Origin of the sequence: Georgenia satyanarayanai, from assembly GCF_900116375.1 — a bacterium.
Lineage (GTDB): Bacteria > Actinomycetota > Actinomycetes > Actinomycetales > Actinomycetaceae > Oceanitalea > Oceanitalea nanhaiensis.
In genome coordinates, this window is record NZ_UETB01000006.1 from 146319 (window position 1) to 160635 (window position 14317).

Consider the following 14317-nt stretch of genomic DNA (forward strand, 5'->3'; position numbering starts at 1 on the left):
CCCGTCGTCACGGCAGCCTCACCGGCCCGTTTGGATTCCACACGGTGACACACCGAAGGAAGTAGGAAACCTTGCTCGACGTCAATGTCTTCGACCAGCTCCACATCGGCCTGGCCACGGCATCGGAGATCCGTGGTTGGTCCCACGGAGAGGTCAAGAAGCCCGAGACGATCAACTACCGCACGCTCAAGCCGGAGAAGGACGGCCTGTTCTGCGAGCGGATCTTCGGTCCCACCCGGGACTGGGAGTGCAACTGCGGCAAGTACAAGCGCGTGCGCTACAAGGGCATCATCTGCGAGCGCTGCGGTGTCGAGGTCACGCGCTCCAAGGTGCGTCGTGAGCGGATGGGCCACATCGAGCTCGCCGCCCCCGTCACCCACATCTGGTACTTCAAGGGCGTCCCGTCGCGCCTCGGGTACCTCCTCAACCTCGCCCCGAAGGACCTCGAGAAGGTCATCTACTTCGCGGCGTACATGATCACCGAGGTCGACCAGGACGGTCGCCACGAGGACCTGTCCAGCCTCCAGAACGAGATGGACCTCGAGAAGCAGGACGTCGAGCGCAAGCGCGACACCGACATCGAGTCCCGTGCCAAGCGCCTGGAGGAGGACCTCGCCGAGCTCGAGCAGGCCGGGGCCAAGGCCGACGCCCGCGAGAAGCTGCGCAAGTCCGCCGAGCGCGAGATGGCGCAGATCCGCAAGCGCGCCGACCAGGACCTCGACCGTCTCGACACGATCTGGGACCGGTTCAAGAACCTCAAGGTCGGTGACCTCGAGGGCGACGAGCTGCTCTACCGCGAGCTGCAGGCGCGCTACGGCATCTACTTCAAGGGCTACATGGGGGCCGAGGCCATCCAGAAGCGCCTGGAGACCTTCGACCTGGCCGCCGAGGCCGACTCGCTGCGCGAGACCATCTCCACCGGCACGGGGCAGCGCAAGACGCGCGCGCTCAAGCGCCTCAAGGTCGTCAACGCGTTCCTCACGACCGAGAACTCGCCGCTGGGCATGGTCCTGGACGCCGTCCCGGTCATCCCGCCGGACCTGCGTCCGATGGTCCAGCTGGACGGTGGCCGCTTCGCGACCTCCGACCTCAACGACCTCTACCGCCGCGTCATCAACCGGAACAACCGCCTCAAGCGGCTGCTCGACCTCGGTGCGCCGGAGATCATCGTCAACAACGAGAAGCGGATGCTCCAGGAGGCCGTCGACTCGCTGTTCGACAACGGCCGCCGTGGGCGCCCGGTCACCGGACCCGGCAACCGCGCGCTCAAGTCGATCTCCGACATGCTCAAGGGCAAGCAGGGACGTTTCCGGCAGAACCTGCTCGGCAAGCGCGTCGACTACTCCGGCCGTTCGGTCATCGTCGTCGGCCCGCAGCTGCAGCTGCACCAGTGCGGCCTGCCCAAGCAGATGGCGCTCGAGCTCTTCAAGCCCTTCGTCATGAAGCGGCTCGTGGACCTCAACCACGCGCAGAACATCAAGGCCGCCAAGCGGATGGTCGAGCGGGCCCGCACCCAGGTGTGGGACGTGCTCGAGGAGGTCATCACCGAGCACCCCGTGCTGCTCAACCGCGCCCCCACGCTGCACCGCCTGGGCATCCAGGCCTTCGAGCCGCAGCTGGTCGAGGGCAAGGCCATCCAGCTCCACCCGCTCGTGTGCGGCGCCTTCAACGCCGACTTCGACGGCGACCAGATGGCCGTGCACCTGCCGCTGAGCACCGAGGCGCAGGCCGAGGCCCGCATCCTCATGCTCTCGAGCAACAACATCCTCAAGCCCTCGGACGGTCGTCCGGTGACCATGCCCACCCAGGACATGATCATCGGCCTGTTCCACCTCACCGGTGAGAAGACCGACGCCACGGGTGCGGGCCGGGTCTTCGGCTCGCCCGCCGAGGCGCGCATGGCCTTCGACGCCGGCGAGGTCGACATCAACGCGACCGTGCGGATCCGCTTCACCGACCTCGTCCCGCCGCTCGGCTGGACGGCGCCGGAGGGCTGGGAGGAGGGTGACCCGATCACCCTCGAGACCTCCCTGGGCCGCGCGCTGTTCAACGAGGCGCTGCCGATCGACTACCCGTTCGTCAACGGCGTCGTCGGCAAGAAGGAGCTCTCGGGGATCGTCAACGACCTCGCCGAGCGCTACCCGAAGGTCGAGGTGGCCGCGAGCCTCGACGCCCTCAAGGAGGCCGGTTTCCACTGGGCCACCCGCTCGGGCGTCACGATCGCGATCTCCGACGTCGTCGCCCCGGACACCAAGGCGCACATCCTCGAGTCCTACGAGGAGAAGGCGCAGAAGGTCCAGCGCGAGTACGACCTCGGCCGCCGCAGCGAGGAGGAGCGTCGCTCCGAGCTCATCGACATCTGGACCCAGGCGACCAACGAGGTCGACCAGGCCATGCGGGCGAACTTCCCGGCGGACAACAACATCTTCCGGATGGTGACCTCCGGTGCCCGTGGTAACTGGCACCAGGTCCGTCAGATCGCCGGTATGCGTGGTCTGGTCGCCGACCCCAAGGGCCAGATCATCCCGCGTCCGATCAAGTCGAACTACCGCGAGGGCCTGTCCGTCCTCGAGTACTTCACCGCGACGCACGGGGCCCGAAAGGGTCTGGCGGACACCGCGCTGCGGACCGCCGACTCCGGTTACCTCACCCGTCGCCTCGTCGACGTCTCCCAGGACGTCATCGTCCGCGAGGACGACTGCGGGACCTCGCTCGGCCTCACGCTGCCGATCGCGGAGACGGACTCCTCGGGCAACCTCTCGCTGCTCGACACCGTCGAGACCAGCGTCTACGCCCGCACGCTCGCCCAGGACGCCACGAGCGACGACGGCACCGTCGTCGCCGAGGCCGGCGCGGACGTCGGTGACGTCCTCATCGCCCGGCTCGTCGCCGCGGGGGTCACGCAGGTCAAGGTCCGCTCGGTCCTCACCTGCCAGTCCCGGGTGGGCACCTGCGCGAAGTGCTACGGCCGCTCGCTGGCCACCGGCAAGCTCGTCGACATCGGCGAGGCCGTGGGCATCATCGCGGCCCAGTCGATCGGTGAGCCCGGCACGCAGCTGACGATGCGTACCTTCCACACCGGTGGTGCGGCCTCGGCCGAGGACATCACCCAGGGTCTGCCCCGTATCCAGGAGCTCTTCGAGGCCCGCACCCCCAAGGGTGAGGCGCCGATCAGCGAGGCCGCCGGCCGCGTGAAGATCGACGACTCCGAGCGGACGCGCAAGATCGTCGTCGTCCGCGACGACGGCGGTGAGGACCTGGCCTACCCGGTCTCCAAGCGCGTGCGCCTGCTGGTCGAGGACGGCGAGCACGTCGCCGTCGGCCGCCAGCTCGTCGCCGGTGCGGTGGATCCGAAGAAGGTCCTGCGCATCCTCGGCCCGCGTGCGGTGCAGAAGCACCTCGTCGACCAGGTCCAGGAGGTCTACCGCTCCCAGGGCGTGGACATCCACGACAAGCACGTCGAGGTCATCGTCCGCCAGATGCTGCGTCGCGTCACCGTGCTCGACTCCGGCGACTCCCGGCTCCTGCCGGGTGAGCTCGCCGAGCGCGGCCGCTTCGAGGACGAGAACCGCCGCACCGTCTCCGAGGGCGGGGCGCCGGCCTCCGGCCGCCCCGAGCTCATGGGCATCACCAAGGCGTCGCTGGCCACGGACTCGTGGCTGTCGGCGGCCTCCTTCCAGGAGACCACCAAGGTGCTGACCGAGGCCGCGATGAGCGGGCGCCGCGACCCGCTGCTCGGCCTCAAGGAGAACGTCATCCTCGGAAAGCTCATCCCCGCCGGCACGGGCCTGCCCCGCTACCGGAACGTGGACGTCGAGCCGACCGAGGAGGCGAAGGCCAAGGCCTTCTCCCAGCTGGGCTACAGCGAGCTGGACTTCGTCCAGGGCGGCTCGGACCCGATCATGCTCGAGGAGCTGGACTTCGGCCCGGACTCCTTCGGCGTCGACTTCCGCGGCGTGTGACACACCGTGGGGCGGCCGCGGCGCGGCCGCCCCACGGCGCGCGTGACGGACGTCAAGTCGCCACGCTTTGACGCAAGAAACAGCGGCAGAGTACGCTACTGGGCGGTGCCCGCGACATCGGGTCCCTCGTGCGTGCTTGTGAACCGCAGGCCCGGCGACACTCCCGAGCGCGGGGGGCTGGGCCGACAGCAGACCACGGTCGTGCCGGCGGCCCGCCGCCGGGCGAACATCAAGCAGAGAAACACATCCGAGACGGAGACGTAGTGCCCACGATTCAGCAGCTGGTCCGCAAGGGCCGCAGCGTCAAGACCTCGACGTCGAAGACGCCCGCCCTCAAGGGCAGCCCCCAGCGGCGCGGGGTGTGCACCCGCGTGTACACGACGACCCCGAAGAAGCCGAACTCGGCGCTCCGCAAGGTCGCGCGCGTGCGCCTGTCCAGCGGGATCGAGGTCACGGCCTACATCCCCGGCGTCGGTCACAACCTTCAGGAGCACTCCATCGTGCTCGTCCGTGGTGGTCGTGTGAAGGACCTCCCCGGCGTTCGCTACAAGATCGTGCGCGGCGCGCTCGACACCCAGGGTGTCCGTGGTCGCCAGCAGGCTCGCAGCCGTTACGGCGCGAAGAAGGAGAAGAAGTAATGCCGCGCAAGGGTCCCGCGCCTCAGCGGACGCTCGTCGTCGACCCGGTCTACGGGTCCCCGACCGTCACCCAGCTCGTCAACCGCATCCTGCGGGACGGCAAGAAGTCCACCGCCGAGCGGATCGTCTACGACGCCCTCGAGGGTGTGCGCGAGAAGACCGACGGTGACCCCACCGCCGTCCTCAAGCGCGCGCTGGACAACGTCCGCCCCTCCCTCGAGGTCCGCTCCCGCCGCGTCGGTGGCGCCACCTACCAGGTGCCCGTCGAGGTCCGCCCCTCCCGGCAGACCACGCTCGCGCTGCGCTGGCTCGTGGACTACGCCCGGGCCCGTCGTGAGAAGACGATGACCGAGCGCCTCATGAACGAGATCCTCGACGCCTCCAACGGCCTCGGTGCCGCGGTCAAGCGCCGCGAGGACACCCACAAGATGGCCGAGTCCAACCGGGCCTTCGCGCACTACCGCTGGTAGTCGGCGCCTCCTCGCCCTGCACCCGCAATCGACTGAAGAGAGTCTCCTGTGGCACTTGACGTGCTGACCGATCTGACCAAGGTCCGCAACATCGGCATCATGGCGCACATCGACGCCGGCAAGACGACGACCACCGAGCGGATCCTGTTCTACACGGGCATCAACTACAAGATCGGGGAGACGCACGACGGCGCCTCCACGATGGACTGGATGGAGCAGGAGCAGGAGCGCGGCATCACGATCACGTCGGCCGCCACGACCTGCTACTGGCACGACAACCAGATCAACATCATCGACACCCCCGGGCACGTCGACTTCACCGTCGAGGTGGAGCGCTCCCTGCGCGTCCTCGACGGCGCCGTCGCCGTGTTCGACGGCAAGGAGGGCGTCGAGCCGCAGTCGGAGACCGTGTGGCGGCAGGCGGACAAGTACAACGTCCCGCGCATCTGCTTCGTCAACAAGATGGACAAGCTCGGCGCGGACTTCTACTTCACCGTGCAGACCATCAAGGACCGCCTCAAGGCCAAGCCGCTCGTCATGCAGCTGCCCATCGGCTCGGAGTCCGACTTCATCGGCGTCGTCGACGTCGTCTACAACCGTGCGCTCACCTGGCGCGGCGAGGTCAGCAAGGGCGAGGACTACACGATCGAGGAGGTCCCCGCCGACCTCGTCGAGAAGGTGGCGGAGTACCGCGCCGCGCTCATCGAGGACGTGGCCGAGGCTGACGAGGAGCTGCTCGAGAAGTACCTCGGCGGCGAGGAGCTCACCCCCGAGGAGATCAAGAAGGGCGTGCGCGCCCTCACCGTGTCCGGCGAGGCCTTCCCCGTCTTCTGCGGCACGGCGTTCAAGAACAAGGGCGTCCAGCCCATCCTCGACGCCGTCATCGACTACCTCCCCTCCCCGCTCGACGTGCCGCCCATGGTCGGTCACGCCGTCGGCGACGAGGAGAAGGAGCTGACCCGCAAGCCGAACGAGGACGAGCCGTTCTCGGCGCTGGCCTTCAAGGTCGCCGTCCACCCGTTCTTCGGCAAGCTCACCTACGTCCGCGTCTACTCGGGCCGGGTGACGCAGGGCAACATGGTCCTCAACTCCACCAAGGGGAAGAAGGAGCGCATCGGGAAGCTCTTCCAGATGCACTCCAACAAGGAGAACCCGGTCGACGAGGCCCACGCGGGCCACATCTACGCGTTCATCGGCCTCAAGGACACCACCACCGGTGACACGCTGTGCGCCCAGGACGCCCCGATCGTCCTCGAGTCGATGACCTTCCCCGAGCCCGTCATCCACGTGGCGGTCGAGCCCAAGACCAAGGGTGACCAGGAGAAGCTCGGTACCGCGATCCAGAAGCTCGCCGAGGAGGACCCGACCTTCACCGTGCGCCTGGACGACGAGACCGGCCAGACCGTCATCGGCGGCATGGGCGAGCTCCACCTCGACGTCCTCGTCGACCGCATGCGCCGCGAGTTCAAGGTCGAGGCGAACGTCGGCAAGCCGCAGGTCGCCTACCGCGAGACCATCCGCCGCACGGCGGAGAAGGTCGACTACACGCACAAGAAGCAGACCGGTGGCTCCGGCCAGTTCGCGAAGGTGCAGGTGACCTTCGAGCCGCTCGACACCGCCGAGGGCGAGCTGTACGAGTTCGAGAACAAGGTCACCGGTGGCCGCATCCCGCGCGAGTACATCCCCAGCGTGGACGCGGGCATCCAGGACTCCATGCAGAACGGTGTCCTCGCCGGCTACCCCATGGTGGGTGTCAAGGCGATCCTGCTCGACGGCGCCTACCACGAGGTCGACTCCTCGGAGATGGCCTTCAAGATCGCCGGCTCGATGGTGTTCAAGGAGGGCGTCCGCAGGGCGGACCCCGTCCTCCTCGAGCCCGTCATGGACGTCGAGGTGCGTACGCCCGAGGAGTACATGGGCGACGTCATCGGTGACCTCAACTCTCGTCGTGGAATGATCCAGTCCATGACGGACGCGACTGGCATCAAGGTCGTTCGCGCACTGGTGCCGCTGTCGGAGATGTTCGGCTACGTCGGTGACCTGCGGTCCAAGACCCAGGGTCGCGCCGTGTACTCGATGCAGTTCGACAGCTACGCCGAGGTTCCTCGGAACGTTGCCGAGGAGATCATCAAGAAGACCCGGGGCGAGTAAGTCCCACTGGTCGACCAGCAGTACCCATCACAAAACCGACCCGTAGGGCTTGCTCCCCGACAGGCGCACACGCACCTGACGATGAGCAGACAACTACCCGAGTCCCAGGAGGACACAAGTGGCGAAGGCCAAGTTCGAGCGGACCAAGCCGCACGTCAACATCGGCACCATCGGTCACGTCGACCACGGTAAGACGACGCTGACCGCGGCCATCTCCAAGGTGCTGCACGACAAGTACCCCGACCTGAACGAGTTCACCCCGTTCGACCAGGTCGACAACGCTCCCGAGGAGCGTCAGCGCGGTATCACCATCAACGTCTCGCACGTCGAGTACCAGACCGAGGCGCGCCACTACGCCCACGTCGACGCTCCCGGTCACGCTGACTACATCAAGAACATGATCACGGGTGCGGCGCAGATGGACGGCGCGATCCTCGTGGTCGCGGCGACCGACGGCCCGATGGCCCAGACGCGTGAGCACGTCCTGCTCGCCCGTCAGGTCGGCGTGCCCTACGTCCTCGTCGCGCTGAACAAGTCCGACATGGTCGACGACGAGGAGATCCTCGAGCTCGTCGAGGTCGAGGTCCGCGACCTGCTCTCCAGCCAGGAGTTCCCGGGCGACGACGCGCCGGTCGTGCGCGTCTCCGCGCTCAAGGCCCTCGAGGGTGACCCGAAGTGGGTCGCCGCCGTCGAGGAGCTCATGACCGCTGTCGACGAGAACGTCCCGACCCCGGAGCGCGACGTCGACAAGCCCTTCCTCATGCCGATCGAGGACGTCTTCACGATCACCGGTCGCGGCACCGTCGTCACCGGTCGTGTCGAGCGCGGTGCGCTCAAGGTGAACGACGAGGTCGAGATCGTCGGCATCAAGGAGAAGTCCCTCAAGACGACCGTCACCGGCGTCGAGATGTTCCGCAAGCTCCTCGACACCGCCGAGGCGGGCGAGAACGTCGGTCTGCTCCTCCGCGGCACCAAGCGCGAGGAGGTCGAGCGTGGCCAGGTCGTCGTGAAGCCGGGCTCCATCACCCCGCACACGAAGTTCGAGGCCCAGGTCTACATCCTGAGCAAGGACGAGGGTGGGCGTCACAACCCCTTCTACTCGAACTACCGCCCGCAGTTCTACTTCCGCACCACGGACGTCACCGGCGTCATCCAGCTGCCCGAGGGCACCGAGATGGTCATGCCCGGCGACAACACCGAGATGACGGTCGACCTCATCCAGCCGATCGCGATGGAGGAGGGCCTCGGCTTCGCCATCCGTGAGGGTGGCCGCACCGTGGGCTCCGGCCGCGTCGTCAAGATCCTCCAGTGATCTTGCGCTGGGCCTAGACCCAGCACCCAGCACGACCCGCAGGGCCCGGCGAGCACGCTCGCCGGGCCCTTCGTCATCCCCGCCCGGCCGTCTCTCGCGTCGAGGCCCGAGGTGGTCGGCCGCCACCGGCCCCTCCCCGCCGGGAGCCGAGGTGGGACGGCCCGTGCTGCCGGCGGGCGGCCGGCGAGGCAACGAGCGGCGACGCTGGGCCCGTAGAGGGGGGCGACTGCCGGCGGGAGAGCTCGCGCCGGACCTCAGGTCGACCGTCGGTGGCGGGGCGGGGCGGGGCGGGGGGACGGGGGAGGGCGGTGCTCGGGAACGGTGCGGGAGGTCACCCGGGGCCCGCCTCGTCAAGGAGGCGCGCGGGCTGGTAGGGTAGATCCGGTCGGGTGAGAGCCCGGCATGCGTGTGCTCGCGGTGACCGCACCGGGAGCGCCGACAGTCGGAGGGTCCACGGCCCGCCGATGACCAAGGACACACCGGTGAGGGCCGGAGTCGATTCGCCATGAGGCGGTCGGGTCTGGCAGACTGTTCCGGTTGCCTGGGGGCGTGCCCCCGGGTGTCAGGCTGAGTCGGGCCCCGAGCCCTGGCTCCACAAGCAAGCACAAGGGCCCCGCATCGACGATGCGCCGTGCTCAGGTGTGTGCGCACTGCGCGACACGCCCGAGCGCGGGGGACGGTAACAGAGCGGTACGAGAGAGGTTAGACGACGCCATGGCGGGACAGAAGATCCGCATCAGGCTCAAGTCCTACGACCACGAAGTCATCGACAGCTCGGCGCGCAAGATCGTCGACACGGTGACTCGCGCTGGTGCGACGGTCGTGGGTCCGGTGCCGCTGCCGACGGAGAAGAACGTCTTCGTCGTCATTCGTTCACCGCACAAGTACAAGGACAGCCGCGAGCAGTTCGAGATGCGCACCCACAAGCGCCTCATCGACATCATCGACCCGACGCCGAAGGCCGTTGACTCGCTCATGCGGCTCGACCTGCCCGCCGACGTCAACATCGAGATCAAGCTCTGAGGTTCGCCACAATGACTACCTTCACCAAGCAGGCTGCGAGCAGGCCGGTCACGGCCCTGCTCGGCACCAAGCTCGGCATGACCCAGGTCTGGGACGAGGCCGGACGTCTCGTCCCGGTGACGGTCGTGCAGGTGGGCACCAACGTGGTGACCCAGCTGCGGACCCCCGAGACCGACGGGTACAGCGCCGTGCAGCTCGCCTTCGGCGAGATCGACCCGCGCAAGGTCACCCAGCCCCTCAAGGGCCACTTCGAGAAGGCCGGCACGACGCCGCGCCGCTTCGTCACCGAGGTTCGCACCTCCGAGTCCGACAGCTACACCGTCGGCCAGGAGCTGCGCGCTGACGCGTTCGAGGCCGGCACCGTCGTCGACGTCATCGGCACCACGAAGGGCAAGGGCACCGCGGGCGTCATGAAGCGTCACGGCTTCTCCGGCGTCGGCGCCTCCCACGGTGCGCACCGCAACCACCGCAAGCCCGGCTCGATCGGCGGGGCCTCGACGCCCGGCCGCGTGTTCCGTGGCCAGCGGATGGCCGGTCGCATGGGCCACAAGCGCCAGACCACCCAGAACCTCACGATCCACGCCGTCGACGTCGAGAGGGGCCTGCTGCTCGTTGCCGGCCCGATCCCCGGCCCGAAGCGCGGCGTCGTCGTCGTCCGTACCGCTGTGAAGGGGGCGTGACCATGGCTGACACCCAGACCGTCGACGTCCTGGACGCCACGGGCAAGAAGTCCGGCTCCGCCGAGCTGCCCGCCGCGATCTTCGACGTCCCCACGAACGTGCCGCTGATCCACCAGGTCGTCGTCGCCCAGCTCGCCGCCGCGCGCCAGGGCACCGCGAAGACCAAGACGCGGGCCGAGGTCCGCGGTGGTGGCAAGAAGCCGTACCGCCAGAAGGGCACCGGCCGCGCCCGTCAGGGCTCGATCCGCGCGCCGCAGTACGCCGGCGGTGGCGTCGTCCACGGGCCCGTCCCGCGCGACTACACCCAGCGCACCCCCAAGAAGATGAAGGCCGCCGCCCTGCGTGGCGCCCTCTCGGACCGCGCTCGCGCCGGCCGTCTCCACGTCGTCAGCGAGCTCGTCTCCAGCGACGTGCCCAAGACGTCCGCCGCGCTGGCCGCGCTGCGCAACGTCGTCGCCGAGCGGAGCGCGCTGGTCGTGCTGGCCCGCGGTGACGAGCTCACGCTCAAGTCGCTGCGCAACGTCCCCAGCACCCACCTCATCTGGGTCGACCAGCTCAACACCTACGACGTCCTCGTCAACGACGACGTCGTGTTCACGGCCGCCGCCCTCGAGGAGTTCCTCGGGACCGCCGCGCCGCGCGAGGAGGATGGCAAGTGAGCATCGAGCACAACAAGAACCCCCGGGACGTCATCATCGCCCCGGTGGTCTCCGAGAAGAGCTACAGCCTCATCGACGAGGGGAAGTACACCTTCCTCGTCGACCCGCGCTCGAACAAGACCGAGATCAAGAACGCCGTCGAGGCGATCTTCCAGGTCAAGGTGAGCTCGGTGAACACGGCGAACCGTCAGGGCAAGACCCGACGGACCCGCACCGGCCTCGGCAAGCGTAAGGACACCAAGCGCGCGATCGTCACGCTGCGCGAGGGCACCATCGACATCTTCGGTGAAGTTGCCGGCTGACGCCGCGCGCTGGAGAGATTGAGGATCGACACCCATGGCAATCCGTAAGTACAAGCCGACGACGCCGGGCCGTCGTGGCTCGAGCGTGGCCGACTTCGTCGAGATCACCCGGTCGCAGCCCGAGAAGTCGCTGGTCCGTCCGCTGAGCAAGAGCGGTGGTCGCAACAGCACCGGTCGCATCACCACCCGTCACAAGGGTGGTGGCCACAAGCGTGCCTACCGCGTCATCGACTTCCGTCGCCACGACAAGGACGGCGTCCCCGCGAAGGTCGCGCACATCGAGTACGACCCCAACCGCACGGCGCGCATCGCGCTCCTGCACTACGCCGACGGCGAGAAGCGCTACATCATCGCGCCGAACAAGCTGAGCGTGGGCACGGTCATCGAGAACGGTCCGGGCGCCGACATCAAGCCGGGCAACAACATGCCGCTGCGCAACATCCCCGTCGGTACGGTCATCCACGCCATCGAGCTCAAGCCCGGTGGCGGCGCGAAGATCGCCCGCTCGGCCGGTGCGTCGGTCCAGCTCGTCGCCCGTGAGGGCACGATGGCCCAGCTGCGGATGCCCTCCGGTGAGATCCGCAACGTCGACTCCCGCTGCCGCGCCACCATCGGCGAGGTCGGCAACGCCGAGCAGTCGAACATCAACTGGGGCAAGGCCGGCCGCATGCGGTGGAAGGGCAAGCGCCCGACCGTCCGCGGTGTCGCGATGAACCCCGTCGACCACCCCCACGGTGGTGGTGAGGGTAAGACCTCCGGTGGTCGCCACCCGGTCAGCCCCTGGGGTCAGCCCGAGGGCCGGACCCGCCGTCCGAACAAGCCGAGCGACCAGCTCATCGTGCGCCGCCGGCGCACCGGCAAGAAGCGCTGAGAGTAGGAGAGCGACGAGATGCCTCGCAGCCTCAAGAAGGGTCCCTTCGTCGACGGCCACCTGCTCAAGAAGGTGGACACGGCCAACGAGACGGGCTCCAAGAACGTCATCAAGACCTGGTCCCGCCGGTCGGTCATCACGCCCGACTTCCTGGGCCACACCTTTGCGGTGCACGACGGCCGCAAGCACGTCCCGGTCTTCATCACCGAGTCGATGGTCGGCCACAAGCTGGGGGAGTTCGCCCCGACCCGCACCTATCGCGGGCACGACAAGGACGACCGCAAGGCCCGACGCCGCTGAGGCGTCTGGTGACCCAGCAACCCGCACATCCGACAAGTAAGGCAGGAATGATGGAAGCCAAGGCGCAGGCGCGATACGTGCGCGTCACGCCCCTCAAGGCTCGGCGCGTCGTGGACACCATCCGCGGTCAGCGCGCCTCCGAGGCCGTGACCGTGCTGCGGTTCGCCCCTCAGGCGGCAGCCGAGACGGTGCGTAAGGTCGTGGAGAGCGCGATCGCCAATGCTCGCGTCAAGGCCGACCAGGCCGGCGAGGCGTTCGACGAGAACGCGCTCGTCATCAGCGCGGCATTCGTGGACGAGGGCCCGACGCTCAAGCGCTTCCGGCCCCGGGCCAAGGGCAGCGCGAGCCGGATCCTCAAGCGCACGAGCCACATCACCGTGGTCGTGGGCGACGACAGCAAGGTCGGCGCGAGCTCATCCGCCGCTGGAACGAAGGGGAGGACCCGATAGTGGGTCAGAAGGTCAACCCGACCGGGTTCCGGCTCGGCATCACGACTGACCACCGCTCGCGGTGGTTCGCAGACAGCACCAAGCCGGGCCAGCGCTACCGCGACTACGTCCGCGAGGACGTCGCGATCCGCAAGCTCATGGCTTCCGGGCTCGAGCGCGCCGGGATCTCCAAGGTCGACATCGAGCGCACCCGTGACCGGGTCCGCGTCGACCTCCACACCGCACGTCCGGGCATCGTCATCGGCCGCCGCGGCGCCGAGGCCGACCGCCTGCGCGGCGAGCTGGAGAAGCTCACGGGCAAGCAGGTGCAGCTGAACATCCTCGAGGTGAAGAACCCCGAGATCGACGCTCAGCTCGTCGCCCAGGGCATCGCCGAGCAGCTCGCGAGCCGCGTGTCCTTCCGCCGCGCCATGCGCAAGGGCATGCAGTCCGCCCAGCGCGCCGGCGCGAAGGGGATCCGGGTGCAGTGCTCCGGCCGTCTCGGCGGCGCCGAGATGTCGCGCTCGGAGTTCTACCGCGAGGGTCGCGTGCCGCTGCACACCCTGCGCGCGAACATCGACTACGGCTTCTTCGAGGCCCGCACCACCTTCGGGCGCATCGGCGTCAAGGTGTGGATCTACAAGGGCGACCAGACCGAGCGCGAGTTCGCCCGCGAGCAGGCCGACGCCACCCCCCGTGGCCGCGGTCGTGGCCCCGCCGGCGAGCGTGGCGGCGCCGACCGTCCCCGTGGCCGCCGGCCCGAGGGACGTGGTCCTCGCCAGGCCGAGCAGACCGAGGGCGCGCCTGCCGAGCAGGCCGCAGCCCCCGCCGAGTCAGGAACGGAGGCCTGAGCGAGATGCTCATCCCCCGGCGGACCAAGTTCCGCAAGCAGCACCACCCCAAGCGCTCCGGCGTGGCCAAGGGTGGCACCGAGATCGCCTTCGGTGAGTTCGCGATCCAGGCTCTCGAGCCCGCGTACGTCACCAACCGGCAGATCGAGGCGGCCCGTATCGCCATGACCCGGCACATCAAGCGTGGTGGAAAGGTGTGGATCAACATCTACCCCGACCGCCCGCTGACCAAGAAGCCGGCCGAGACCCGCATGGGTTCCGGCAAGGGCTCGCCCGAGTGGTGGGTCGCCAACGTCAAGCCCGGCCGCGTGCTCTTCGAGCTGGCCGGTGTCCCCGAGGAGCTGGCACGCGAGGCGCTGTCCCGCGCGCAGCACAAGCTCCCCATGAAGACTCGTTTCGTGAGCCGTGAGGGTGGTGAAGGCTGATGGCTATCGGTTCCAAGGGCCTGACTCCGTTCGACCTGGACGGGATGACCGACGAGACCCTGGCTGAAGAGCTCGCGAAGGCCAAGGAGGAGCTGTTCAAGCTGCGCTTCTCCTCGGCCACCGGGCAGCTCGAGGACCACGGTCGGCTCAAGGCCGTGCGTCGCGACATCGCCCGCATCTACACCATCGTGCACGAGCGCGAGCTCGGCATCCGCACCGCGCCCAGCAGCGAGAAGTGATCGAGG

Annotated in this window: 15 protein-coding genes; all 15 read left to right on the top strand. The window is 68.4% G+C overall.

The genetic code is table 11. From position 1 onward, the window contains the following. The first annotated feature begins 71 nt into the window (after positions 1-71). Positions 72-3962 carry a DNA-directed RNA polymerase subunit beta' gene (locus tag DSZ44_RS10275; RefSeq protein WP_110852523.1) on the top strand — a complete coding sequence of 1297 codons (3891 nt, stop codon included), beginning with the start codon at positions 72-74 and terminating at the stop codon, positions 3960-3962. Positions 3963-4225: 263 nt separating this feature from the next. Further along, complete coding sequence (gene rpsL / locus DSZ44_RS10280) at positions 4226-4600, top strand: 30S ribosomal protein S12 (protein WP_110852524.1); 375 nt, start codon at positions 4226-4228, stop codon at positions 4598-4600. Continuing rightward, positions 4600-5070 (top strand): 30S ribosomal protein S7, encoded by a 471-nt coding sequence (rpsG, locus tag DSZ44_RS10285; protein WP_110852525.1) that lies wholly within the window; start codon positions 4600-4602, stop codon positions 5068-5070. Before rpsL ends, rpsG begins: the two co-directional genes overlap by 1 nt. A gap of 48 nt (positions 5071-5118) precedes the next feature. After that, complete coding sequence (fusA, locus tag DSZ44_RS10290) at positions 5119-7221, top strand: elongation factor G (protein ID WP_110852526.1); 2103 nt, start codon at positions 5119-5121, stop codon at positions 7219-7221. 118 nt (positions 7222-7339) lie between these two features. Then, a complete protein-coding gene (gene tuf, locus DSZ44_RS10295) occupies positions 7340-8533 on the top strand; it encodes an elongation factor Tu (protein ID WP_110852527.1) in 1194 nt (397 codons plus the stop codon). Positions 8534-9247: 714 nt separating this feature from the next. After that, on the top strand, positions 9248-9556 hold the full coding sequence (rpsJ, locus tag DSZ44_RS10300; RefSeq protein WP_110852528.1) for a 30S ribosomal protein S10: 309 nt from the start codon (positions 9248-9250) through the stop codon (positions 9554-9556). An 11-nt stretch (positions 9557-9567) separates the two neighbouring features. Continuing rightward, entirely contained in the window at positions 9568-10236 is a 669-nt protein-coding gene (gene rplC / locus DSZ44_RS10305; protein ID WP_110852529.1) for a 50S ribosomal protein L3, read from the top strand. A gap of 2 nt (positions 10237-10238) precedes the next feature. Further along, positions 10239-10895: a 50S ribosomal protein L4 gene (rplD, locus tag DSZ44_RS10310; protein WP_110852530.1), complete on the top strand. Its 657-nt coding sequence runs from the start codon at positions 10239-10241 to the stop codon at positions 10893-10895. Beyond that, complete coding sequence (rplW, locus tag DSZ44_RS10315; RefSeq protein ID WP_110852531.1) at positions 10892-11197, top strand: 50S ribosomal protein L23; 306 nt, start codon at positions 10892-10894, stop codon at positions 11195-11197. Before rplD ends, rplW begins: the two co-directional genes overlap by 4 nt. A 34-nt stretch (positions 11198-11231) precedes the next feature. Next, positions 11232-12068 carry a 50S ribosomal protein L2 gene (rplB, locus tag DSZ44_RS10320; protein ID WP_110852532.1) on the top strand — a complete coding sequence of 279 codons (837 nt, stop codon included), beginning with the start codon at positions 11232-11234 and terminating at the stop codon, positions 12066-12068. A gap of 18 nt (positions 12069-12086) precedes the next feature. Next, on the top strand, positions 12087-12368 hold the full coding sequence (rpsS, locus tag DSZ44_RS10325) for a 30S ribosomal protein S19 (protein ID WP_110852533.1): 282 nt from the start codon (positions 12087-12089) through the stop codon (positions 12366-12368). Between the two features lie 50 nt (positions 12369-12418). Then, the gene (gene rplV / locus DSZ44_RS10330; RefSeq protein WP_110852534.1) at positions 12419-12817 is read left to right on the top strand and encodes a 50S ribosomal protein L22; all 399 of its coding nucleotides are present in this window, start codon (positions 12419-12421) and stop codon (positions 12815-12817) included. After that, positions 12817-13647, top strand: a complete 831-nt coding sequence (gene rpsC / locus DSZ44_RS10335; protein WP_110852535.1) for a 30S ribosomal protein S3 — start codon at positions 12817-12819, stop codon at positions 13645-13647. The genes rplV and rpsC overlap by 1 nt, the downstream gene beginning before the upstream one ends. 5 nt (positions 13648-13652) lie before the next feature. Then, positions 13653-14072, top strand: a complete 420-nt coding sequence (gene rplP / locus DSZ44_RS10340; RefSeq protein WP_110852536.1) for a 50S ribosomal protein L16 — start codon at positions 13653-13655, stop codon at positions 14070-14072. Beyond that, positions 14072-14311 carry a 50S ribosomal protein L29 gene (gene rpmC, locus DSZ44_RS10345; protein ID WP_110852537.1) on the top strand — a complete coding sequence of 80 codons (240 nt, stop codon included), beginning with the start codon at positions 14072-14074 and terminating at the stop codon, positions 14309-14311. Before rplP ends, rpmC begins: the two co-directional genes overlap by 1 nt. Positions 14312-14317 lie beyond the last annotated feature (6 nt).